The sequence below is a fragment of the Dietzia papillomatosis NBRC 105045 genome (assembly GCF_001570845.1).
Lineage (GTDB): Bacteria > Actinomycetota > Actinomycetes > Mycobacteriales > Mycobacteriaceae > Dietzia > Dietzia cinnamea.
On sequence record NZ_BCSL01000034.1, the window covers coordinates 17996 to 40245 of the forward strand.

The 22250-nt window shown below is 72.5% G+C and carries 23 protein-coding genes; 3 read left to right on the forward strand and 20 right to left on the reverse strand.

Annotated elements, in window-relative coordinates; translation table 11 throughout:
- Positions 1 to 4: 4 nt before the first annotated feature.
- Both glsA and DPA01S_RS12110 read right to left on the reverse strand, forming a co-directional pair.
- Entirely contained in the window at positions 5 to 964 is a 960-nt protein-coding gene (gene glsA, locus DPA01S_RS12105; protein ID WP_061916553.1) for a glutaminase A, read from the reverse strand.
- A 39-nt stretch (positions 965 to 1003) separates the two neighbouring features.
- Positions 1004 to 1435, reverse strand: coding sequence for a rhodanese-like domain-containing protein (locus DPA01S_RS12110; RefSeq protein ID WP_061227472.1), 432 nt, complete (start codon positions 1433 to 1435; stop codon positions 1004 to 1006).
- A gap of 235 nt (positions 1436 to 1670) precedes the next feature.
- Here DPA01S_RS12110 and ygiD point away from each other — a divergent pair, with 235 nt between their 5' ends.
- Positions 1671 to 2462, forward strand: a complete 792-nt coding sequence (ygiD, locus tag DPA01S_RS12115) for a 4,5-DOPA-extradiol-dioxygenase (RefSeq protein WP_061916556.1) — start codon at positions 1671 to 1673, stop codon at positions 2460 to 2462.
- A gap of 33 nt (positions 2463 to 2495) precedes the next feature.
- On the opposite strand, the gene DPA01S_RS12120 is transcribed toward ygiD, so the two are convergent.
- The 11 genes from DPA01S_RS12120 to ftsH all read right to left on the reverse strand — a co-directional run bounded on the left by DPA01S_RS12120 (position 2496) and on the right by ftsH (position 12444).
- On the reverse strand, positions 2496 to 3266 hold the full coding sequence (locus DPA01S_RS12120; RefSeq protein WP_061227474.1) for a type III pantothenate kinase: 771 nt from the start codon (positions 3264 to 3266) through the stop codon (positions 2496 to 2498).
- A 17-nt stretch (positions 3267 to 3283) separates the two neighbouring features.
- Entirely contained in the window at positions 3284 to 3709 is a 426-nt protein-coding gene (gene panD, locus DPA01S_RS12125; protein ID WP_007630228.1) for an aspartate 1-decarboxylase, read from the reverse strand.
- Positions 3710 to 4696: a pantoate--beta-alanine ligase gene (gene panC, locus DPA01S_RS12130; RefSeq protein ID WP_061227475.1), complete on the reverse strand. Its 987-nt coding sequence runs from the start codon at positions 4694 to 4696 to the stop codon at positions 3710 to 3712. It abuts the gene before it with no gap.
- Positions 4693 to 5646, reverse strand: coding sequence for a Rossmann-like and DUF2520 domain-containing protein (locus DPA01S_RS12135; protein ID WP_061227476.1), 954 nt, complete (start codon positions 5644 to 5646; stop codon positions 4693 to 4695). The genes panC and DPA01S_RS12135 overlap by 4 nt, the downstream gene beginning before the upstream one ends.
- Positions 5647 to 5792: 146 nt before the next feature.
- Complete coding sequence (locus tag DPA01S_RS12140; protein ID WP_061916571.1) at positions 5793 to 6941, reverse strand: DUF6779 domain-containing protein; 1149 nt, start codon at positions 6939 to 6941, stop codon at positions 5793 to 5795.
- Between the two features lie 122 nt (positions 6942 to 7063).
- Complete coding sequence (locus DPA01S_RS12145) at positions 7064 to 7540, reverse strand: DUF3180 domain-containing protein (protein WP_061227477.1); 477 nt, start codon at positions 7538 to 7540, stop codon at positions 7064 to 7066.
- Positions 7537 to 8067, reverse strand: coding sequence for a 2-amino-4-hydroxy-6-hydroxymethyldihydropteridine diphosphokinase (gene folK / locus DPA01S_RS12150; RefSeq protein ID WP_061227478.1), 531 nt, complete (start codon positions 8065 to 8067; stop codon positions 7537 to 7539). The genes DPA01S_RS12145 and folK overlap by 4 nt, the downstream gene beginning before the upstream one ends.
- Complete coding sequence (gene folB, locus DPA01S_RS12155) at positions 8064 to 8459, reverse strand: dihydroneopterin aldolase (RefSeq protein ID WP_061227567.1); 396 nt, start codon at positions 8457 to 8459, stop codon at positions 8064 to 8066. Before folB ends, folK begins: the two co-directional genes overlap by 4 nt.
- On the reverse strand, positions 8459 to 9322 hold the full coding sequence (gene folP, locus DPA01S_RS12160) for a dihydropteroate synthase (RefSeq protein ID WP_438356731.1): 864 nt from the start codon (positions 9320 to 9322) through the stop codon (positions 8459 to 8461). The genes folB and folP overlap by 1 nt, the downstream gene beginning before the upstream one ends.
- On the reverse strand, positions 9319 to 9942 hold the full coding sequence (gene folE, locus DPA01S_RS12165; protein ID WP_061916559.1) for a GTP cyclohydrolase I FolE: 624 nt from the start codon (positions 9940 to 9942) through the stop codon (positions 9319 to 9321). The genes folP and folE overlap by 4 nt, the downstream gene beginning before the upstream one ends.
- Before the next feature lie 33 nt (positions 9943 to 9975).
- Positions 9976 to 12444, reverse strand: coding sequence for an ATP-dependent zinc metalloprotease FtsH (gene ftsH / locus DPA01S_RS12170; protein ID WP_061227481.1), 2469 nt, complete (start codon positions 12442 to 12444; stop codon positions 9976 to 9978).
- Positions 12445 to 12596: 152 nt separating this feature from the next.
- Here ftsH and DPA01S_RS12175 point away from each other — a divergent pair, with 152 nt between their 5' ends.
- A complete protein-coding gene (locus tag DPA01S_RS12175) occupies positions 12597 to 13958 on the forward strand; it encodes an amidase (protein WP_232303126.1) in 1362 nt (453 codons plus the stop codon).
- Between the two features lie 18 nt (positions 13959 to 13976).
- On the opposite strand, the gene DPA01S_RS12180 is transcribed toward DPA01S_RS12175, so the two are convergent.
- Positions 13977 to 14213 carry a DUF1059 domain-containing protein gene (locus DPA01S_RS12180; protein ID WP_061916565.1) on the reverse strand — a complete coding sequence of 79 codons (237 nt, stop codon included), beginning with the start codon at positions 14211 to 14213 and terminating at the stop codon, positions 13977 to 13979.
- Entirely contained in the window at positions 14210 to 15241 is a 1032-nt protein-coding gene (locus DPA01S_RS12185; RefSeq protein WP_232303127.1) for a sigma-70 family RNA polymerase sigma factor, read from the reverse strand. The genes DPA01S_RS12180 and DPA01S_RS12185 overlap by 4 nt, the downstream gene beginning before the upstream one ends.
- Before the next feature lie 196 nt (positions 15242 to 15437).
- Here DPA01S_RS12185 and DPA01S_RS16810 point away from each other — a divergent pair, with 196 nt between their 5' ends.
- A complete protein-coding gene (locus tag DPA01S_RS16810; RefSeq protein ID WP_156482520.1) occupies positions 15438 to 15602 on the forward strand; it encodes a hypothetical protein in 165 nt (54 codons plus the stop codon).
- Between the two features lie 626 nt (positions 15603 to 16228).
- On the opposite strand, the gene DPA01S_RS12190 is transcribed toward DPA01S_RS16810, so the two are convergent.
- From DPA01S_RS12190 to dacB, 5 genes are all read right to left on the reverse strand, one after another.
- Positions 16229 to 17764, reverse strand: coding sequence for an acyl-CoA synthetase (locus DPA01S_RS12190; RefSeq protein ID WP_061916568.1), 1536 nt, complete (start codon positions 17762 to 17764; stop codon positions 16229 to 16231).
- 20 nt (positions 17765 to 17784) lie between these two features.
- Positions 17785 to 19098 carry an exodeoxyribonuclease VII large subunit gene (locus DPA01S_RS12195; protein ID WP_156482521.1) on the reverse strand — a complete coding sequence of 438 codons (1314 nt, stop codon included), beginning with the start codon at positions 19096 to 19098 and terminating at the stop codon, positions 17785 to 17787.
- Positions 19099 to 19231: 133 nt separating this feature from the next.
- On the reverse strand, positions 19232 to 19789 hold the full coding sequence (gene hpt / locus DPA01S_RS12200) for a hypoxanthine phosphoribosyltransferase (RefSeq protein ID WP_061227485.1): 558 nt from the start codon (positions 19787 to 19789) through the stop codon (positions 19232 to 19234).
- Positions 19790 to 20803, reverse strand: coding sequence for a tRNA lysidine(34) synthetase TilS (tilS, locus tag DPA01S_RS12205; RefSeq protein ID WP_061227486.1), 1014 nt, complete (start codon positions 20801 to 20803; stop codon positions 19790 to 19792). It abuts the gene before it with no gap.
- Positions 20790 to 22250 (reverse strand): D-alanyl-D-alanine carboxypeptidase/D-alanyl-D-alanine endopeptidase (gene dacB, locus DPA01S_RS12210; protein ID WP_232303128.1); only part of this gene is annotated, 1461 nt, incomplete at its 5' end. The genes tilS and dacB, both read right to left, overlap by 14 nt.

Sequence of the window (22250 nt, forward strand, 5' to 3'; positions counted from 1 at the left end):
GTCCCTACGCGGCGGGATCGAACCCGTAGCCACCCACCTCGTCCAACACGTGCAGGTGCAGTCGGTCCGAGAGCTCCTCGATCGCGGCCGCCGCCCGCACACTGTTGCCGTGCTCGTCCAGCCGCGGCGAGAAGGCCGCGACCCCGAGCCGACCGGGTACCACGGCGAACAGGCAGCCCGAGACGCCACTCTTGGCCGGCAGCCCCACCTGGTAGACCCAGTCGCCGGCCGCGTCGTACATCCCGCAGGTGAACATCACGCTGTTGGCGTAGCGCGTCGCCCGGTGCCCCAGGATCTGCTCGTCGCCGTCCAGTGCCCGTCCCCGGTTCGCGAGCACCGCGGCCATGTGGGCCAGCTCGCGAGTGTCGACCCGGATCGCGCACTGACGGCTGTAGCCCGCGACCACCTCGTGAGGGTCTTGCACCAGACTGCCCGCCTCCGCCAGCAGATGCGCCAGCGCCTGGTTACGGTTTGCGCTCCGGGACTCGATCTCGAGAATCTCCTCGTCCACCTCGACCTCCCGGCCCACAAGGCGGGAGAACAACCCCCTGATCTGTTCGAAACGGGACTCCTCGTCGTCGTCCTCGTCCCCCACCAGCGCGTGCGCCGCCAGCGCGCCGGCGTTGACCAGGGCGTTGGGCGCGCGGCCCGTGCCCGCCTCCAGCGAGATCTCGTTGAACGCCTCGCCCGACGGTTCCACGCCGATCCGGGCGGCGACCTCGTCGACGCCCTTCTGGTCCAGCGCGAGCGCGTAGACGAACGGTTTGGAGGAGGACTGCAGGTCGAACAGGAACTCGTCGTCACCGGCCGAGATGATCCGGCCGCCCATGTCGCAGACCGCCAGTGCGAGGGCGTCAGGGCTGGGGTGCTCGTAGTCGCCGAGGTGCGGCACCAACTCACCGGAGGTGTCGTCGCGGACCTCGTCCAGGATCTCGGTGAGAAGGTCGGCGGAGATGTCCGTCATGCTGCGACCGTACCGGCGCGCGCCCTCGGGCGCCGCCGGTCAGTGCGCGGAGATGGCGGAGCGCTCGCGCAGCAGGTGTTCGGCGTCCGAGAGCAGGGCGAGCGCCCGGGCGGCGCGCAGCGCGTCGTGGCCGCCGTCCACCGCACGGACCCCGCGAACACCGCGCGAGTGGAGCTCGAGGGCGAACAGTTCCGCGTCCAGGCCGTCGTCGCTGACGAGGACCACCTCGCGACCCTCACCGACGGCCGCGAGGGGCGCCGCCGAGCGGGGGTCGATCAGGTCCACGGCGGGCCGGGCCTCGACGGCGATCGCGCCGGCGAGGACGCCCTGGCGCTCGCGCTGCGCGCGGGAGCGGATGTCCACGACCAGCGCGCCCGCCCGCACGGCGGCAGGGTACTCGACGGCGGTGAGGACCGTGTCGCCGGTGGCGGCGGAACGGGTGGCGGTGGCGGCGCGGGCGGGTGAAGTCATCTGGTGCTCCCGGGAGGGGTGTCGGCGTGGACTGGCTGAGGGGCTGCCGGCCGGGAACACCAGTGCTGAACCCGCACGGATGGCGCCGGACCGGCCGGGGGCATTCGTCGCGCGTTCATGTCGGCAATATTAGACAGACCGGTCTATCTACCGCAAGGGCGGAGGCACGGACGAGGGGCCACTGGCGCCGACAGAGGTAGTTGATGCATCATGTACAGAGATCGAAGGAGTAGCGATGACCCCCTCACCCGCCCGCCAGCCCGCCGTCTTCATCGGCCACGGCGTCCCCCTCAACGCCCTCGAGGTCAACGAGTGGACCCGCCACTGGGCCGCGCTCGGCGACTCGCTCCCCGAGCGCCCCCGGGCGGTGCTGGCCGTCTCGGCGCACTGGTACATCAACGCCACGGCCGTCACCGCGATGAAGTCACCGCGCACCATCCACGACTCCTTCGGCTTCCCCCGCGAGCTCAACGAGTTCGAGTACCCCGCCACGGGCGCGCCCGAGCTCGCGACCGAGGTGGCCGAGGTCGCCAAGCCGACCTGGGTGGGCGCCGACCTGGACTCGTGGGGCCTCGACCACGGGACGTGGTCAGTGCTCGCGCACGTCTTCCCCGATGCCGACGTCCCGGTCGCCCAGCTGTCGGTCGACGCCACCAAGCCCCCGAGCTACCACTTCAACCTGGGCACCAAGCTCGCCGCGCTCCGCGACTCGGGCGTCCTGGTCCTGGCCAGCGGCAACGTGGTGCACAACCTCGGCGCTGTCGATCCGTCCCGCGGCAACGCCGGCACCGACTGGGCGCACCGCTTCGACGACCACGCCCAGGAGCTGCTGACCTCGCGGCCCGAGGACGCCCTGGCGTTACTGGAGCATCCGGACGCGCAGGCGTCCGTGCCGACAGCCGACCACTTCCTGCCCCTGCTGTACACGGCCGGGATGGCGGCCGGGACCGGCGAGACTCTCGACGCTTTCAGTAAGGGCTACGCGTGGGGCTCGGTGTCCATGACCAGCTACCGCTCCGCGGCCTGACGGGGCCGCGGCCGGGTTCGCGCGACCGGGCGGTCAGCAGTTGCGGTCGAACACAAGCCGCAGCCCCTCGAGCGCCAACTCGGGCTCGACGTCGGTGATGGTCCGCGACTCCTCCGCGACGACGTCCGCGCGCAGCCCGGTGAGCACGACCGACGCGTCGGCCAGCTCGTCGACGTCGGTACGAAGACGGTCGACGAGGGCGTCGATCTGGCCGGCGAACCCGATCACGATGCCCGCCTGCAGTGCGGCGACGGTGTTCTTACCCAGCGCGCCCCGCGGCCGCACGACCTCGATCTTGCGCAGAAGGGCCGTGCGGTCGGCGAGGGCGTCGACGGAGATGTCGATGCCCGGCGCGATCGCCCCGCCGAGCAGCTCGCCGTGCGCGGAGACCGCGTCGACGGTGGTCGCCGTGTCGACGTCGACGACGACGACGGGCCCGTCGAACAGGTGGTGGGCGGCCAGCGCGTTGACCACGCGGTCCGAGCCCACCTCCCGCGGGTTGTCGACCTTGAGCGGCACCCCGGTCTTCACCCCGGGCGCGACGACGACGGCCGGCAGCTGCGGCCAGTAGTCGGCGGCCATCCTCCGGAGTTCGCCCGTGACCGACGGGACCACCGACATCGCGGCGATGCCGGTGAGCTGCCGGGCGCAGCCCCCCAGCAGTCCGCGGATCGTCAGGGCGAGCTCGTCGGACGTCACCGCCGGGGAGGTGCGCATGCTCCAGGTGCGCTCGAGCCGGCCGCCGCCTGGTTGGAAGACGCCGAGTCGGATGTGGGTGTTACCGACGTCGACGGTGAGCAGCATGTCCTGTCCGTGCCGGGTCAGACAGCGGCCGGCTCGGGCACGCGCGGGTTCTTCAGGCCCGACCCCTCGGGGACGTCCGCCGGGTCGGTGCCCTCGGTGAGCATGCGGTTCTCGCCGTCGACGAACACGACGCGGGGCTTGTAGGCGCGGGCCTCGGCGTCGTCCATCTGGGCGTAGGCGATGATGATGACCAGGTCGCCGGGGTGGACGAGATGCGCGGCGGCGCCGTTGATGCTGATGACCCCCGAGCCGCGCTCACCGGTGATGGCGTAGGTGGTCAGGCGGCTGCCGTTGTCGATGTCGACGATGTCAATCTGCTGGCCCTCGAGCAGGTCGGCGGCGTCCATGAGGTCGGCGTCGATGGTGCAGGAGCCGACGTAGTGCAGGTCGGCCTGGGTGACGGTGGCACGGTGGATCTTGGAGTGGAGCATGGTGCGCTGCATCTACAGGCCTTCCTTCAGGTCTTCGGCCATCTCGGCCTGCTGGGCGGCGACGGTGGCCTCGGCGGCGGCGAGGAAGCCGGTGCCGATGGCCACGCCGACGTTGTCGATGAGTCTGGTGGTCCCGATACGGGCCGCGACGAGAAGTCGGCCGGGGCCCTCCTCCGGCGGTTCGCCGAGGTCGGCTCCCCGCAGCTCGAGGTAGTCCACGGAGATCTGGGGGCGTTCGCTCAGGACCGCGCGGGCGGCGTCGACGACGGCCTCCCGTCCGCCCTTCGCCGCGAACGTCCCGGCGACCAGGGCGGCGTTGAGAACGGTGGCGAGTTCCCGCTCGTCGGCGGAGAGGTAGCGGTTGCGGGAGCTCATGGCCAGGCCGTCGGACTCGCGGACGGTGGGTACTCCGACGATGCGGACGTCCATGTCGAGGTCCGCGACCATCTGGCGGATGAGCACGAGTTGCTGGTAGTCCTTCTCGCCGAAGAACGCCTGGTGCGGTCGGACGATGTTGAACAGCTTGTTCACCACGGTAAGCATCCCGGCGAAGTGGCCGGGGCGGGCCGCGCCGTCGAGGATCTCACCCGTCGGTCCCGGCTGCAGTGTCGTCCGCGGGCCCTCGGGGTACATGGCGGCGGCGCTGGGCGCGAAGACCAGCTCGACGCCGGCATCGGCGAGGCGGGCCACATCCTCGTCCAGCGTCCGCGGGTAGGCGTCGAGGTCCTCGCCGGGGCCGAACTGCAGCGGGTTGACGAAGATCGACACGACCACGACCGAGCCGGGGGTCCGGCGGGCGGTCTCGACCAGCGCGAGGTGGCCCTCGTGGAGCGCACCCATGGTGGGCACGAACGTGACCTGCCTGCCGACCTTGCGGAGGGACTCGGTGACGGTGCTCAGGGTGGCCGGGTCGTGGTGGACGGTCAGCTCACCGCGGTTGTAGCCGGTGGCGGGACGGCCGGGCACCGCGGTGCGCACCGGGTACGTCGTGGAGGTCATCGAAGCTGCTCCGTGAGGTCGGGGGCCAACAGGTCGGTCACGTCGGGGCCGGCGCCCACGCGGTCGGCGGTGCGCAGGGCGAGCGCCCGGTACCCGGTGGCGATACCGCCGTCGACGTCCTCGAGGGCGTCGAGGTGGCGGGAGACGGTGACGGCGTCGCCGCGCATCACGGGCCCCGTCAGCGCGGAGTCGCCTGACGCCAGGACGTTGTCGAGGGCCGCCCGCAGCAGCGGCTCGAGCGTCCGGCGGGCGAGCGCCTCGGCGTCCGCACCGAGCATGCCGTCGGGATCACCCTCGACGGCCCCGCCGGGCAGGACGGAGAACGAGGCCGCGAGCGCCTCGGCCGCGTCGTTGACGAGAGTGACCAGGTGGTTCGCCCCGTGGGCGAGGGCCGCGTGGTACAGGGCGCGGTGGGATTCGGCGACCGTGACGGGCAGACCGCCGGTCTCCATGACCAGCATCTGGCCCACCACGAGGCCGACCTCGTCCGGCGCGGTCAGGGCCCACGAACAGCCTTCCATGCGGTCGACGTCGGCCGATCCGCCGGTGAAGGTCATGGCCGGGTGGGCCGCCACGACCACGGCGCCGGCGTCGGCGGCCGGGCGCAGGACCTCCGCGCCGACCGCGCCCGCGACGTGGACGACGATGTGGCCGGGCCTGAACGCGTCCGCCTCGGCGAGTTCGGACACGACGCCCGGGAGTGCGGCGTCCGGCACGGCGAGGATGAGGAGTTCGCCGGCCGCCGCGACCGCGGCGGGGTCGGCGATGCGGGCTTCGGGGAGTCGGCGCGCGGCGAGGTCGCGCGACCGTTCGGAGCGGGCGACCAGCGCGGACACAACATGGCCACGGCGCTCGAGGGCGGCTCCGACGGCGGTACCCACCCGGCCGGCGGACACGAGGCCTATGGACAGGCGGGCAGGGGGTGTTCCGGTGACGCCGTGGTCGGACATCTCAGGGGTGCTCCAGTGCTCGATCCGTTCCAGGCCCGCTCATTGTCGGCGGGTCCCGGACATCTCGCAGGCGAGAGTAGTCCTGTGGGCGGGCCGAATCAGTATGGAGTGGCGCACTTCACAGAACCGGAGGAGCGGCTCGCGCGTCAGTCCTCCGCGCGGCGTCGGCGACGGCTCGGCTTGGGCGCCTCGCCCTCCCCCAGGCGTGCCATGAGCTCGGCCACCGACAGCCCGCGACCCTCGCCGTGGCGGCTCGCCGGCGCCGACTCGGAGGCGGGCTGGGACGCGGGCTCGGGAGCCGACGCCGGCGCGGGCTCCGACGAACGCCGCGGCTCGGACGTCGATTCGGCCTTCGGAGCGGGCTCGCGCTTCGGCTCGGTCTGCGGAGCAGGCTTCGACCCGGTCTTCGGCGCGGCCGCCGGGCCGCTCGAGCTCGGGTCACGGGACGGCTGCCCGGCCACCGGGCGCACGGCGGGGCGACGCGGCTCACCGGTCGGCGCGTCCGCGGCGGCCCCACGTCCGGCGACCGGGGCGAGCCGCTCGGTGCGCTCGGTGCTCGGCGTGGCATCCGGCCCGACCCCGGCCACCGACGGCTCGGTCGGGGACGGCTCGGTCGGCGACGAAGGACTCCCCGGCTGCGTCGACCGCGTGAACGGCGCGGACTGGCCGGGCCGGTCGGAGGTCGTCTTCTCCCCGGACGATTCCGTGTCAGCGGAGGTCCTTGCGCCGACGCGCGGCGGCGTCATCCCGGGGGTACGACGGCGGGGCGCCACCCGCTCCGACGGGACGGACGGCAGGGACGAGCCTGCGCCGAGCTGTCCGGCCGGGCCGGGGCCGCCCACGGCGAAGCGGTCCTCGGGGAGGCTGACCCCCAGCGCCGACAACTGCTCACGCAGCGCGGCGATCTCCTGACGCAGCGCGAGCACCGAGTCCTCGGTCTCGGCGCGGACGCTGGCGCGCAGCTCCTTCTCCACCACCAGTTCGTGCTCCCGGCGGGCCGAGATCTCACGCTCGAGCTGCAGCTCGTAGACGGTGTGCAGGTCCCGGACCCGGGCGGCCTCCGCCGCGGCCTGCCTGCGGTAGCGCGCCACGAGGAACGCCCCGATGAACGCCGCCCACAGGGCGGACAGCGTCCCGATCCGCATCCACACCGGGTTGTCCGAGAAGACCATGACGACGGTGGCGATGAGCGCCAGGACCAGCAGCACTCCCAGAGCGATGCTCGCCAGTCCGCGATCGTCGCCGCGCGCGGGGCGAGCTGACCGGGGCTTGTCCATCGCGCCGTCGGAACTCATGACCCGCATGATACTCAGAGAATCACGGGTCACACAGGTAACCAGCGCGTGTCCGCTCCAACGGGGCCGACGAAAGTCGGGTCTCCAGGCGGGATCTCACCCGCCGTTCCCGCACGGCCGGCTCAGGCGGGTTCGCCCAGCCCGCCGTTCTCGTCGTCGTCGGGCGGGGTCTCACACGCCGACTCCAGGAACAGCCCGGCCCCCACCAGGGCCGCCCCGGACACCAGGACGGCGAGGGACGAGGGGAGCTCCGCCGCCGCGGCCGCCAGCTCGCCCAGGCGTGGGAGGAAGAACAGGGCCAGCCCCGCCCCGAACCCACCGGTGGCCGCCCCGAGCACCGCCGAGGCCTGCCCCAGCGCCGCGCACCGGGCGATGGTGAGCGGGTGCATCTGACTACGGTCCTGCCCGACGCCGCCGTCCGAGATCGCCGCACGGATGCGGATGGCCAACAGGACGTCGACCGCCGCGACCACCAGCAGCGTCACCCAGCCGAAGCCGATCGGCGGCATGGATCCCAGGAACGCGTCGACGAGGACGTAGGCGGCCACCGCCGCGACGAGCGCCACCAACGCGAGGGTCGACTTGGCCACCCGCGTCATGACGGCGCCACCCGGCCCCGAGGGGCGAGGGTCCCGGGAAGCCGCCGTACCGCGGAGACATCCGCCGGGTCGAGCGCCGCGAGGTGGTCGGTGACGGGCACGCCGGCCAGGCGGGCGTCGGGATCGATCTCCAGCCACGGCACGAGCACGAAGGCGCGCTCGGCCGCACGCGAATGGGGAAGGGTGAGGATCGGATCGTCGGAGACCACGGTCTCGCCGTCGACGTCGGCGGTCACCACGTCCACGTCCAGGGTCCTCGGCCCCCACCGCACCTCGCGGGTGCGGCCGGCCGCGCGCTCGCGGGCGAAGCCCCACTCGAGGACGTCGGCCGGAGTGCCGGGGTGCTCCACGAGGAGAGCGGCGTTGAGGAAGTCGTCCTGCTCGACGCCGCCCCACGGCGGGGTGGCGTAGACCGAGGACGCCGCGCGCAGGATCCCGTCGGCGGCCGCGGCGTCCACGACGCCCCGCAGGAGCTCGAGGGCGTCGCCCTGGTTCCCGCCGATCGACAGCACCGCCCGGCAGCTCACCGCTCGCCCCGCTCGTGGTGGCTACCGCCGCCGCGGGAGCGCCGTGCCACGACGGCGACGTCGGCGAACTCGGCCGGGATGGGGGCCTGCGGCTTGTGCAGCGTCACCTCCACCGCGTGGGCGTCGGGGGCCATCTCCATGACGCCGTCGGCGATCCGCGAGGCCACCGTCTCGATGAGGTCGCAGGACGGCCCGGCGACGACATCGCGCGCGAACAGCGCGAGTGCCCCGTAGTCGACCGTGTCGGCCAGGTCGTCGGAGGCGGTCGCGGCGGTGAAGTCGGTCCACAGGACCAGATCCACGAGGAAATCCTGGCCGTCCCGCTTCTCGTGGTCGAAGACCCCGTGCGTGCCCCGCACCCGCAGTCCGCGGAGTTCGATGCGGTCGGTCATCAGTGAGCCCCCGCGCGTCCGGCCGCCCACGCGGCGGCGACCCGCACAGCGTCCGCGCTGGGGGCGACGTCGTGGACGCGCACCGCCCACGCACCGGCGGCGGCCGAGAGCGCGGTGATCGCCGCCGTCGCCGGGTCCCGGCCGGTCACCGCGCGGGGCCGCCCGTCGGGCTCCGACAGGAGAGAGCCGAGGAAGCGTTTGCGGGAGGCGGCCACGAGGACCGGGAACCCGAGATCGACGAGCCGGTCGAGCCCGTGCAGCAGAGCCCAGTTGTCCTCCCCGTTCTTGGCGAAGCCCAGCCCGGGGTCGAGGACGACGTCCGCGGCGTCGATCCCCGCCGCCAGGGCGGCGTCGGCCCGGCGGGCCAGGTGGTCGCGCACCGCGCCGGCGACGTCATCGCCGTAGTCGGCGCGGCCACCGGCCCCGGCCCGGTACTCGTCCGGGGAGACCCAGTGCATGAGGATGATCGATCTCCGGTTCTCGGCGACCACCCGGAGCATGTCGGGATCGGCGAGCCCGCCGGAGACGTCGTTGATGATCGCCGCGCCCTCCTCCATCGCTCGGGCGGCGACCCGGGAACGCATGGTGTCCACCGAGACCGGCGCGAAGCCGGCGACCTCGCGGACGAGCGGCACGACGCGCTGTTCCTCGTCGGACTCCTCGACCCGCAGCGCACCGGGCCGGGTGGACTCGCCGCCGATGTCGACGAGGTCCGCGCCCTCGGAGACCATCCGCCGGGCGTGCGAGACCGCGTCGTCGAACGCGAGATGCCGCCCACCGTCGGAGAAGGAGTCCGCCGTGACGTTGAGGACCCCCATCACCGCGCAGTGCGCCGGGCGGGGCAGCCGACCTGGCGTGCTCACGTCCCGCGCAGGAGGCCGAGCGCCTCCGCCCTCGTGGAGGCGTTGGACCGCATGATCCCGCGGACGGCCGACGTCGTGGTGACCGCGCCCGCCTTGCGGATCCCGCGCATGGACATGCACAGGTGCTCACACTCGATCACCACGAGCACGCCGGAGGGGTCGAGCTTGTCGACCAACGCGTCGGCGACCTGGCTGGTGAGGCGCTCCTGCACCTGGGGGCGCTTGGCGTAGAGGTCTACGAGGCGGGCGAGCTTGCTCAGGCCCGTCACCGCGCCCGACTGCCCGGGGATGTAGCCGATGTGGGCGACCCCGTGGAACGGGACGAGATGGTGTTCGCACGTCGAATAGACGGGGATGTCACGTACCAGCACGAGCTCGCGGTGGTCCTCGTCGAAGGTGCGGGACAGCACCTCGGAGGGGTCCGTGTACAGGCCGGCGAACACCTCGCGGTAGGCCCTCGCCACCCGGGCGGGCGTGTCCTGCAGGCCCTCGCGGTCCGGGTCCTCGCCGACTGCGATCAGCAGCTCACGGACAGCGGCCTCCGCGCGGGGTGCGTCGAAGACCTCCCCCGTGGGCATCGAGCGCGCGTCGGCGGGGGGTAGGTGGTCAGGGGTCGTCATCAATCCTCTTCTCGCACGAAGCGGCCGCGGCGGTCAGTCCTCACGTTCCCACGGCGGTTGCCAGTCGGGGTCCTTGTCCTCGCGGCGGTGTGAACCACCGCCCGGGACGTCGGAGCCGGGGGCGACGTCCGTCTCCCCGTCTCCCGCCCGGGACCAGGCGCGGTTCGACGGCTCGGCGGGCTGTTCGCGACGGTCGCCGCCCTCGGGGCCGCCCCATCCGTCGGTGGGTCGACCGTTCACGGGCGCGGCGGGCAGACGCGTGGTCTCCGCCCCGCTCGGCCCGCGGTCACCGTGGTGGGAGGGCTGGCGCGGGGGCCAGCCCGGCGCCGACCAGCCCGGGGGCGGCGGCGTCCCGTAGGCGGGGATGCCGGACGGGCCCTGACCGCGGTCGGCGGAACCTGCCGGGCCGCGGGGCACACCGGCGGAGGCGCCGACACCGTTGCGCTCGTCGCCCGGCCGGTCGTGGGCCCGAGAGTCGCCGTCCGACGCGGGGTCACCCGCATCGCGACCGGTCGGCGGGACCGGCATCGCGAACGGGTCGGTCACCGGCGGGGGCCACGGCTCGCCGCGCTCCTTGGCCAGCTCTCCCGGGGTCTTGATGGGCGGCCGCGTCGACGGGATGCGGCCACCGAAGTCGTCGAACTCGGTGATCCGCGGGCGCTTGACCACGTCGGCGAAGAGCCTCTCGAGATCGTCCTGGCGCAGGGTCTCCTTCTCGAGCAGCTCGCCCGCGACCGCGTCGAGGATGTCGCGGTTGGACTCGAGCACCTGCCACGCCTCGGTGTGGGCGGCGTCGATGATCCGGCGGACCTCGTCGTCGATGATCTTGGCGACCTCGGGCGAGTACTCCCCCGCCGCGGAGCCGCCGCGGCCGAGGAACGGGTCCCCGCCCTCGCCGCCGTACTTCACGGCGCCGAGCTTGGCGCTCATGCCGTACTCGGCGACCATCGTGCGGGCGATGCGGGTGGCCTGCTCGATGTCCGAACTGGCTCCCGACGTGGGCTCGCCGAAGACGTACTCCTCGGCGGCGCGACCGCCCATCGCCATGACGATCCTCGCGATCATGTCTGCGCGCGTCATCAACGACTTGTCGTCCTCGGGGACCACGAGAGCGTGACCGCCGGTGCGGCCGCGGGCGAGGATGGTGACCTTGTGGACGGGCTCGAGGTCCTCCATCGCCCACGCGGCCAGGGCGTGTCCCGACTCGTGGTAGGCGGTGACCTTCTTCTCGTGCTCGCTGATCACCCGGTGCTTGCGGCGCGGGCCGCCCACCACGCGGTCCGTGGCCTCCTCGAGGATCTCGATGTCGATCTCGTCGCGGCCCAGACGCGCCGCCAGCAGCGCGCCCTCGTTGAGCACGTTGGCCAGGTCCGCACCCGACATTCCGATGGTGCGCCGGGCCAGGGACGTCATGTCGACGTCCGCGGCCAGCGGCTTGCCGACCGAGTGGACGGCGAGGATCGCCTCACGGCCCTTGAGATCCGGATTGGTCACCGGGACCTGACGGTCGAACCGGCCCGGGCGCAGCAGCGCCGGGTCCAGGACGTCGGGCCGGTTGGTGGCGGCGATGAGGATGACGGTCGAGCGGTCGTCGAACCCGTCCATCTCCACGAGGAGCTGGTTGAGGGTCTGCTCGCGCTCGTCGTGACCGCCGCCGGTGCCCGACCCGCGGTGCCGGCCCACGGCGTCGATCTCGTCGACGAACACGATGCAGGGCGCGTTCTGCTTGGCCTTCTCGAACAGGTCCCGCACACGCGAGGCGCCGACGCCGACGAACATCTCGACGAAGTCCGAACCGGAGATGGAGTAGAACGGCACCCCGGCCTCGCCCGCGACAGCGCGCGCGAGGAGGGTCTTACCGGTGCCGGGCGGGCCGTACAGCAGGACACCGCGCGGGATCTTGGCGCCGAGGCGCTCGTACCGCGCGGGGTTCTGCAGGAAGTCTTTGATCTCGTTGAGTTCCTCGACCGCCTCGTCCTCGCCCGCGACGTCCGCGAACGTGGTCTGGGGCATGTCCTTGGTGAACTCGACGGCGCGCGACTTGCCCACCCCGAACAGTCCGCCCTTGCCACCCTGCATCCGGGACATGAAGAAGAACAGCAGCCCGAACAGGATGAGCATGGGCAGCAGGAACGACAGCATCTGCGACAGGAAGCCCTGCTGGGTGACCGCCGTGTCGTACTTCTCCGGCTCCGCCGCGGCCACCCGGTCGAAGATCTGATCCGCGGCCCGCTCCGGGTACTTGGCGAGGAGCTGGTCCGTCTCCTCCGCACCCTCCTCGGGCGTGATCGGGTTCTCGAGCGTGAGGCGCAGCTGCTGCTCCCGGTCCTCGATCAGCGCTTCCCTGACGTTGCCGGCGTCGACCTGCGCCAACGCCACCGAGGTGTCGACCTCGGCGAAACCGCGGTCGTCGTTCGCGAAGAACGAGAACCCGACGATGGCCAGGATGATCACGCCCGCGATCGCGAGGTTGCGGAAGACGGTGTTGCTCTTGCGTTCCATTCGGTCCTCGTGTGGAAGGACGGCCCAGCCGGTCGGAGGGCCCGGTCGTGCACCCGACGTCGTCGGTATCGCCCCAGGCTACCCGCCGGCACCGACACCCCACCCCGATGATCGCCACGGGCGCACACCCCCGCCGTCGTACGATCGGGGCCGTGACCACCGATCCCTCGTCCGCGACCGCGACCGCGGAGGCCGTGCGCACCGGCGCCACCGGCGCGCTGGAGACCCTCGACGCCGCCTTCGACCGCGTGGACGATCTGAACCCGTCACTCCGCGCCTTCACCACCCTGCTGCGGGCGGACGGTCGGGCGGCCGGCGCCGCCGTCGACGCCGGGACACCGGAGGCCCGCGCGCGACTCCCGCTGGCGGGGGTCCCGCTGGCGATCAAGAGCACGGTCACCCTCGACAACCCCGTGGTGACCCCCCTGCTGGCGGCCGGCGCCGTCCCGGTCGGCGTCACCGCCGCCCCGCAGCTGTGCACGTGGGGGATGACCGATTCCGACGCCCACGGCATCACCCGCAACCCCCGGGACACGTCGCTGTCCGCCGGGGGGTCCTCGGGCGGCTCGGCCGCGGCCGTCGCCTCCGGCATGGTGCCTCTCGCGGTGGGTGACGACGGGATGGGCTCGCTGCGCATCCCCGCCGCGGCCTGCGGAATCGTCACCATCAAGCCCGGGCCGGGGGTCGTACCGACGCGCCTGTCCGGGGACAACTGGGGCGGCCTGGCCGAATCCGGCCCGCTGGGCCGGACGGTCGGCGACGTCGCGCTCGCCCTGTCGGTCATGGCGGGCCGCCCGGAGCTCGCCCGCACCGGCCCCGTGCCCGGAGGCACCCGCGTCGGCCTGTCCGTCGCGAGCCCGATACGGCTGGGCCGCGATCTCGTGCGCGTTCACGCACCCTGGGTTCGCGCGGCGCGGGAAGCCGCCTCACTGCTGCGCGCCGAGGGCCTCGTCGTCGTCGACACCTCCCTGCCGTCCCCGCGCGACCCGATCCTCTACCTCGCGCGGTGGACCTCCGCCGTGGCGCGCGCCGCCGAGGAGGAGAACCTCCCCCTCTCGGCGATGGAGCGTCGCACCCGACACCACGCGCTGCTCGGCCGCACCGTGTTCCGGCGGGGCGGCGCCGGCGACGGTGACACCCGTTGGAACCGCGGCGTCCGGGCGCTCCGCGCGGACGTCGAGCGCGCCATGGACAGCGCCGGGGTCGACGTGTGGCTGACCCCGGCGCTGGCCGACGTCCCGCCCGAGGCGACCGACTGGCACCGGCGATCCTGGGGGCGCTCCCTGTGGGCGTCCATGCGGTTCTCGCCCTTCACGCCGCTGGCGAACGTCCTGGGCTGGCCCGCGCTCTCCGTGCCGTGCGGCAGCACCACCACCTCGGCGGGACGGACCCTGCCCACCTCGGTCCAGCTGGTAGGGCGCCCCGGCTCCGAGGCGACGTTGCTCGCCCTCGCGGCCGTCATCGAGCGGGCGGGAGTCAGCCAGCGGACCCCGGGCGGGGCCGGCGCCTCCTGACGCTCGGTCTCCTGACGCTCAGTCCTCCGGCAGGTCGGCGAAGCGCTTCTTGACGTCGCGGTACCACCCCAGCGACTGCCTGGGCCGACGCCACCTGCCCTTCATGTCCTCCCGCGCAGGCACGTGCGCCTCGTCGCCGGCCCGGACGCGCTCCTTGAGGTGGGCGTCCTGGGCGCTGATCACGTCGTCCGCCGTCTCGCCGCGGTGCGCCAGGTCGCAGGGCCCGCCCAGGTCTTTGCAGGTCATCGTCTTCATGTGGCATCCGTCCTCTCGGGTCGTGGCGGTCGCGGATCGCACCGCCTCACCTCGTTGACGAGCGGCGCGCCGCGGATGTGACCGCGGCGCCCGCCACGTCTCGCCGCCGCGTGCTCACCGCTGGTCGCCGCCCCGGCGCCGCCGCAATCCGGCGAGCACTGGTCGCCGCCCCGGCGCCGCCGCAATCCGGCGAGCACGTCGGGGTCCGCGCGGAAGTCGATCCGGCGGACCAGGCCGTCGGTGACCAGGAAGTCGAACGCCACCCGGGCCTCGCCGCGGTCGAACCACGCCGCGCCCGGTCGGTCGTGGACGAAGACGGGCAGCGCCGCGGCGGCCGCGCCGTTGAAGAACTCCGCCACGGCGTCGCCGCCGTCGATGCGCGACGGGGTGCCCACGCGCACGGCGACGGGGTCGCCGGTGACGACGACGTCCGGCGCGAGGAGTTCGAGGAGGCGGGTGAACTCGCCGTGCCTGGCCGCGGCGAGAAAGGCGTCGACGACGAGCCAGTCCGCCTGCTCGCCGGTGTCGCCCGCCCGGGTGATCTTCGCGCGGGCCCTCGACGCCAGTTTGCGCGCCGTGGCCGGGAGGCAGTCGAGGATGTCGGCGACAGTGGCGAAGTCGACCGAGAACAGGTCGTGCAGGACGAAGGCCACCCGCTCCGACGGAGTCAGGCGGTCGAGGACGACGTGCAGCGCCGCACCCATTGAGTCCGCGAGCACCGCCTCCTCGGAGGGGCCCGGCTCGACGGAGGCGCGGTCGATGGACGCGCCGTCGGGGCGCTCCGGGTCGCCGGGCTCGAGCGGTCGCGGCACCGCCGCCTTGAGCCGGTCGAGGCACAATCGCGTGACGACGGTCGTGAGCCAGGCGGGCAGCGAGTCGATGCCCGCCTTGTCCGCGCGCGCGAGGCGCAGCCAGGCCTGCTGGACGATGTCCTCGGCCTCCGCATGATCCCCCAGGAGGCGCCCGGCGATCCGGACGAGACGGGGTCGCTCGCGCTCGAAGCTCGTCACCACGTCCACGCCCGTCACCCTCTCAGCCCACGCACGCTCCCACAATAAGGAAAAACCGTCAAAGCACCGGCCCGGTCGGCGACATCCGGCGATGATGAGACCGGCTACGGAGGCGACGCCGCTCGCCCGTCGCCACCGGCCGGGTCACGCCGGCGCCGCCCACCACAGACCGGCCGCCCCCTGACGGGGAGCCGTCGACAGCAAAGGACGAACAATGGGAAGTCTCGCCACGCTCGCCGCCGGATCCGCCGAGTTCGCACTCGACTCGGGCTCCACTCTCGCCGACATGGGGACGAGCCTGCCGTCGCTGGCGCTGTCCTTCCTCGCCGCGTTGCTCGACGGCATCGCCGTCGACCTGGTGGCCAGCGTCGCCGACTGACGAGCAGGACCGAGGCTTGACTGGACGAGATAAGAAGCGCATCATCTTCAGCGGGGGATGTGTGTGAGTTATCTCACAATCGGTTTCGTCAGGCCGGACGCGGCGTCCGGCTGCCAGCCCCCCACCCTCACAGAAAGGGGCACCACCATGGGCAGCCTCGGAGTATTCGCAGAAGGTTCAGCTGCTTTCGGACTCAACTCGGGATCGACCGTGGCAGATGCCGCGACCAACCTGCCGTCCTTTTTCCTCGGACTCCTCGACTTCCTCGGCATCATGACCTCCGCCGACCTCACGGCGAGTGTCGCCTGACCGGCTCGGCCTGGGGGGAAGCAGGAACGAGAGCGAGATCCGACATCGGAGAAGCCGCCGACCGCGAGGTCGGCGGCTTCTCTCGTCTGCCTGCGAAGTGGGCGGACCGGGACGCGGGGTCGCCTCTCGGCGAGGGGCGCAACGCGGCTCCAGTCGAACGGAACTCCGCGAGGGCTGTGTGAGTGAGCCCGGGGGACACTGCCGCATCCCGATCCGCCCAGTAGAACCACGACGGTGCCAGATCTGTTCCCGCACACCGTCCGAGAGCTCCGCCACACTCCCCGGCGCCGCCTTTCACCGTCGCCGCCGGGTCCGCGTCAGGCGTACTGCTGCACGATCCGGCGCTTGACCAGCTTCCCGGTGGGCGTGCGGGGCAGCTCGTCGACGAGGTCGAGACCGCGGGGGATCTTGAAATCGGAGATCTTCCCCCGCAGGGAGTCGAGGATCTCCTGCGCGAGGCCCGGGTCGTCAGCGCGGTCCGCGGCGGGCACGACCACGGCGTGGACGCGCTCCCCCATCTCCTCGTCCGGCAGTCCGATCACGGCGACGTCCTCGACGGCCGGATGCAGGACGAGCGCGTTCTCGATCTCCTGCGGGTAGATGTTCACCCCGCCGGAGATGATGGTGAACGCTTTGCGGTCCGTGAGGTACAGGAAGCGGTCCTCGTCGAGGTATCCGACGTCGCCGAAGGTCGCCCACGTGGGATGGTCGGGGTGGCGCACGGACGCCGTCTTCTCCGGATCGCCGTGATAGGCGAAGCCGCCCTCGTCGTTCTGCCAGTAGATGGTCCCGATCTCGCCGGCCGGCAGCTCGTTGCCCTCGTCATCGCAGATGTGGGCGATGCCCTTGAGCCCGTCCCGTCCCACCGATCCGGGGCGCTCGAGTGCCTCCTGCGAGTTGATGAACGTGATGCCCATGCCCTCGGTCGCCGAGTAGTACTCGTGGATCACCGGCCCCCACCACTCGATCATGCGGCGCTTGACCTCGGGCGGGCACGGCGCGGCGGCGTGGATGGCGTGGGTCAGGCTCGACAGGTCGTACCTGGCTCGGGTCTCCTCCGGCAGCTTGAGCATGCGCACGAACATCGTCGGCACCCACTGCGAATGCGTCACCTTGTATGCCTCGATGAGCCGCAGCGCCTCCTCCGCGTCGAAGCGGTCCATGAGCACCACGGTCCCGCCGACGGAGTTGACCACGCCGCAGAAGCGCAGTGGGGCCGCGTGGTACAGCGGCGCCGGGCACAGGTAGACGCTGTCGGCGTCGAAGCCGTAGAGGAAGCTGAAGACCGGCGTGTAGTGGTCGGCCACCTCGTCGATCTGCCCCTCCGGCGGGTCCACGCGGACGCCCTTGGGCCGGCCGGTGGTGCCCGACGAGTAGAGGAAGTCGTGACCGCGCGGCTGATCCGCCGGAGGCTCGGTCGACTTGCCTTCGAGCAGCGATCGGTAGTCGTCGAACCCCTCGAGCGCGCCGCCGAACACGACCCGGTGCTCGACGCCCGGGTGGGCCTCCGGGGTGAGGTCGACGTGATCGGCGACCGGCGCGGAGACGAACAGGGCGCGGGCACCGCAGTCGCCGATGATGTACGACGACTCGTCCGGGGTCAGGTGATGGTTGATCGCGGCGATGTACAGGCCGGTCCGCAGGGCCGCCCAGTAGATCTCGAGCATCTCGAGCGTGTTGTCCGAGACCACGGCGATCGTCTCGCCGGGGCGAAGCCCCCAGTCATCGACGAGGACGTGCGCGAGCTGGGCCGAGCGGGCCTCCAGCTCGGCGTACGTGATCTGCTCACCCGTTGCGGGACGGATCACGGCGGGCTTGTCCGGGGTGGTGGCGGCGAAGGTTCCTGGATACATGTCCAGAGCGTATGTGTGATCTACAACACTGTCGGCTCTTTTGGCTCTCTGATCTTTCGCTGCCACCGCGCGCCGCGTTCCGGCGCCGTGCGGACCCACTCGAGGATCAGACGAGCAGCTCCTACCACTCCGGCCAGGGCGACGATCACGAAGACGAGTTCGCCCACGGCCACGGCCAGTCCGCCGATCGCAAAGGTCACCAGCACCGTCACTATCAGGGCGACCTCGACTGCTCGATTGGTCGCGAGCCGTTCGCCGGACCGGAGCCCCTGCTCGAAAGCGTGCTTCTGAGCCGCATCCGCTCGCGCGCGCTCGTCCTCGAGAGTCGCCTGCGCCCGGCTCAGTTCTGCTTCGACGGTTCGACACCGCGCTCTCGACTGTGCCAACCTACGCTTGACCTCCTCGAGCTCGGTCGGCTCCCCGGCCACCCGGGTCCCCGGGCTCTTGATCCCGGTAACCCTGGGGACCGAGCGGGAGCAAAGCTCGCGAAACGCCCACCCGAGCCCTTCTCCGAGCGAGCTCGGAGTGCCCCGCGACCCTCTTGCCGCGCAGTCGATCGCGAGCCGGTCACTCTCGTGCCCGATGGCCGTGAAGACGGGCATCGGCATGTCATGTACCGCCTTGACCACCTCGAGTGAGTGAAACGGCCAGAGATCGGACCACGGCCCCCCACCCCGGACGATGCACACGGCGTCGGCCCGGCTCTCGGGCACCTCATCCCGCAGAACCCGGACCAACTCGTCCGCCACACCGGCCCCCTCTAGCCTGAACGGGACGTGGACCAACTGGGGGCGGGGGAACTTCTCCGCACCCTTCCGCTTCGCGGTGCTCCAGAATGCGGCGCAGAAGTCCTCGTACGCCCGAGAGCTCTTACCGGTCACCACCGCGATACGGGACGGGGGTCGGTCGAGGGTCAGCTTCTGTCTCGTTTCCGAGGGGCTGAGTCGATCCGGGGGGATCCCGAGATCCTCGAGCGTCGACGGAAGACGATTTAACTGCGCCTGGAGGCTGCCGACCGCGTCGAAGTCATTGATGTACACGCCGGTGGCGCTGACCTGGATGGAGGTCCTCCGCACCTCGGCCGTGCCTATCACCACGACGCATCGGCCATCGGCGAGGCACTCCTCCAGAGGGTGACTCCACCTCGACTCCAGCCCCTGCCGGATTCTCCAGATCTGGTTGGCCGGGATCCAGACGCGGACCACATCTGGACAGTCCGAATCTCTCCCACAGAGATCGAACGAGACATAGTGGGCGTCGACCCGTGCGTTCCGGCATTCGCCCTCGACCTTCACCGGTTCGGCGGCGAGGGCTCGCCCCAGCGTCTCGCACAACTCGCGCGGATCGACCGCTCTGGTCCCGACTCGTGTCACTTCTTCCCTCTCGCCTCGGTTGTCACCGCGAACATAGGCGAGTGGTCCGACAAGCGGGGCGGGCAAGGGAGTCAGCCCAGGACGACCGGGCAGGTCAGGAGTACATGCGCGGGTGCAGCTTGCCGATGTACGGCAGATCGCGGTACCGCTCGGCGAAGTCCAGGCCGTAGCCCACCACGAACTCGTTGGGGATGTCGAAGCCGATCTCGAGGATGTCGAGATCGGCCTTCACCGCGTCGGGCTTGCGCAGCAGGGTGACGATCTCCAGCGAGCGCGGGTTGCGGGTCTTGAGGTTGCGCATCAGCCACGACAGGGTGAGGCCGGAATCGATGATGTCCTCGACGATGATCACATCGCGGTCGGCGATGTCGCGGTCCAGGTCCTTGAGGATCCGCACGACGCCCGAGGAGCTGGTGGACGAGCCGTACGAGCTGACGGCCATGAACTCCATCTCGGACGGGATGGGCAGCGCGCGGGCGAAGTCGGAGACGAAGATCGCGGCGCCCTTGAGGACGGCGATCAGCACGACCTCCTTCTCGACATCCGCGTAGCGCTCGCCGACGGTGGCGGCCATCTCGGCGATCCGCTCCCGGATCGCGTCTTCATCGAGGAGTACGGACTCGATCTCGTCCGCGTACTTGTCCGTGGTCATCTACGTCCCCGCTCCGCTCGCCCGGTCGATCTCCAGGACCACTTTTCCATGCCGACGCCGGGCGACCAACCTGGCCGTCGGGCCCACCCCGCGCGTCCCTGCGGGTCCGGTGCCCCCGACCGCGACGCCGCCCTGTCCGCGCCAGTCCGTGACGAGCGCGGCCACCGCCGTCAGGTGCGCGTACGTCGGGGAGATGACCCCCCGGGACAGCAGCCAGCGGCGCAGGACCCGGGTGAGCACGGCGGTCGACAACCGCTCCAGTCGGCTCACGTCCAGTGCGCCGTCGTCGCCGACGGGAACGGCCCCGGCGAGGCGGTCGAGCTCGTCGTCGTCGACCCTCGCCAGTTCCGCGGTGCGCGCCAGGCCCTCGGCGACCCCACCCCCCAGGACGTCCTCGAGCAGCGGCAGCACCTCGCGGCGCACCCGCACGCGCGTGTACGTCGGGTCGGTGTTGTGCGGGTCGTCCCACCAGGTCAGGCCGAGGCCACGGCAGGCGGCGCGGGTGTCGGCGGCGCGCACGCCGAGCAGGGGGCGGCCCCACGGCGCGTCCCACGCGGCCATTCCGCGCAACGACCGCGCGCCGGAGCCGCGCCCCAGGCCGAGCAGGACGGTCTCGGCCTGGTCGTCGAGGGTGTGGGCGAGCAGGACGGGTCGGTCGCGGCGCGCGGCGTCGAGCGCGGCGTACCGCGCGGTGCGGGCGGCGGCCTCGGGGCCGGAACCGTCGGAGTCGACGACGACGACGAGGACCTCCGCCGCCGTCCCGAGCCCGCGGGCCGCGGCGGCCGCGCGACGGGCGACCTCGTCGGACCCGGGCTGCAGGCCGTGGTCCACCACGAGCGCCGTCACGTCGGCGAACTCGGCGGCGGCCGCGGCGGTCAGGGCCAGCGAGTCGGCGCCCCCGGACAGGGCCACGCACACCTCGTCACCGACCTCGGGGTGGGCGCGTCGGAACGCCCGCACGGCGGCGCGCACCGTCCACGCGGCGCCGGTCCAGGCCCCGCTAGCGGCAGCCACAGGTCCGCAGCTCGGCGGCGATGCGGTCAAGGACCGGGCGCGCGACCGAGGGGTCGGTACCGGAGGACAGCAGGGCGAAGCTCATGGACCGCCCGTCCGCGCTGGTCACCGTGCCCGCCAGCGCGCTGGTGCCGCTGAGGGTCCCGGTCTTGGCCCGCACCCAGCCGGCGCCCGCCTCCGCCGGGCCGGTGAAGCGGTCGGCGAGCGTGCCCGAGCCCGCGGCCACGGGCAGGGTGTCGAGCAGGTCGCGCATCTCGCGGGTCGCGTCGGGGGCGGCCGCCGTGCGCAGGACGTCGGTGAGCGCGGCCGCGGACAGGCGGTTGCCGGAGCTCATCCCGGAGCAGTCGTCCAGGCGCACGCCCGTCATGTCCAGGCCGTGCTCGGCGAGGGTGTCGACCACCGCGGCGGTGCCCTGGGCGAAGCCCGCCGGCCGGTCGGGATCCCGCTCGAGCGCGACCTCGCGGCAGATGGTCTCGGCCAGGACGTTGTCCGAGTACACCAGCATCGAGCGCACCCGCTCGGTCAGCGGCGCCGACGACACCCGGCCCAGCTCCCCGCCCGTCTCCACGGCGGTCTCCGAGACCTTGACCCGCTCCGGGTCCACGCCCAGCTCGCGCGCCAGGGCGCGCCCGGCGGCCAGCGCGGGCTCGGTCGAGCGGGGCGAGTACTCGTCCGCCGGGTCCAGGCGCCCGGCGTCGAGCATCCACGCGTCCACCGGCGCCACGTTGCCGGCCGCGATCTCCGCGGGCACCCAGTTCGGCCCCATCCGCGGTCCGGTGTACGGGCCGGGGGCCACGACGATCCGCGCGGGCGTCATCCCGGCGGCGCGCACCACGTCGGCGGCCTGGACGACGGTCGCCGCGCCCGGGAACAACGGCCCCGGCTTCGCCCCGCCTGACATGGTCGGATCGCCACCCGGGACCACGACGAGGGTGTCCGGCTCGGCGCCCCGCGCCAGGGTGGTGTCGACCCTGGCGTCCGGCGGCAGCTGGAGCATGGCGGCGACCGCGGTGAGCAGCTTGGTGGTGGACGCCGGGACCTTGGCCTCGCGCGGGCGGACCTCCCACAGCACCTGTCCGGTGGCGTCGTCGACGACGCTGGCGGTGAGGTCGCCGACCGCGGGGTCCTGGGCGAGCGGGGTCAGGATCCGCTTGAGCGCGGCCGGGTCGGGCATCGGGGCCGAGCCGTCGGCCGGCAGCAGGCCGGGATTCACGTCGTAGGCGGCGTCAGAGGAGGTGTCCCCGATGAGTCCGCCGCGCTGGTCGACGTCGGTGACCAGGGCCGCCGCCACGAGTCCGGCGACGAGGACGGCGACGACGACGAGCACGACACCCGCCCGCCACACGAGCCCGCGCCCGCGCCACACTCCCCGCTCGGTCACTCGACCCACTTCCCGGACGCCCGCACGTCCACCGCACCTGTCCATGTCGCCTGCTGCCGCCCCACG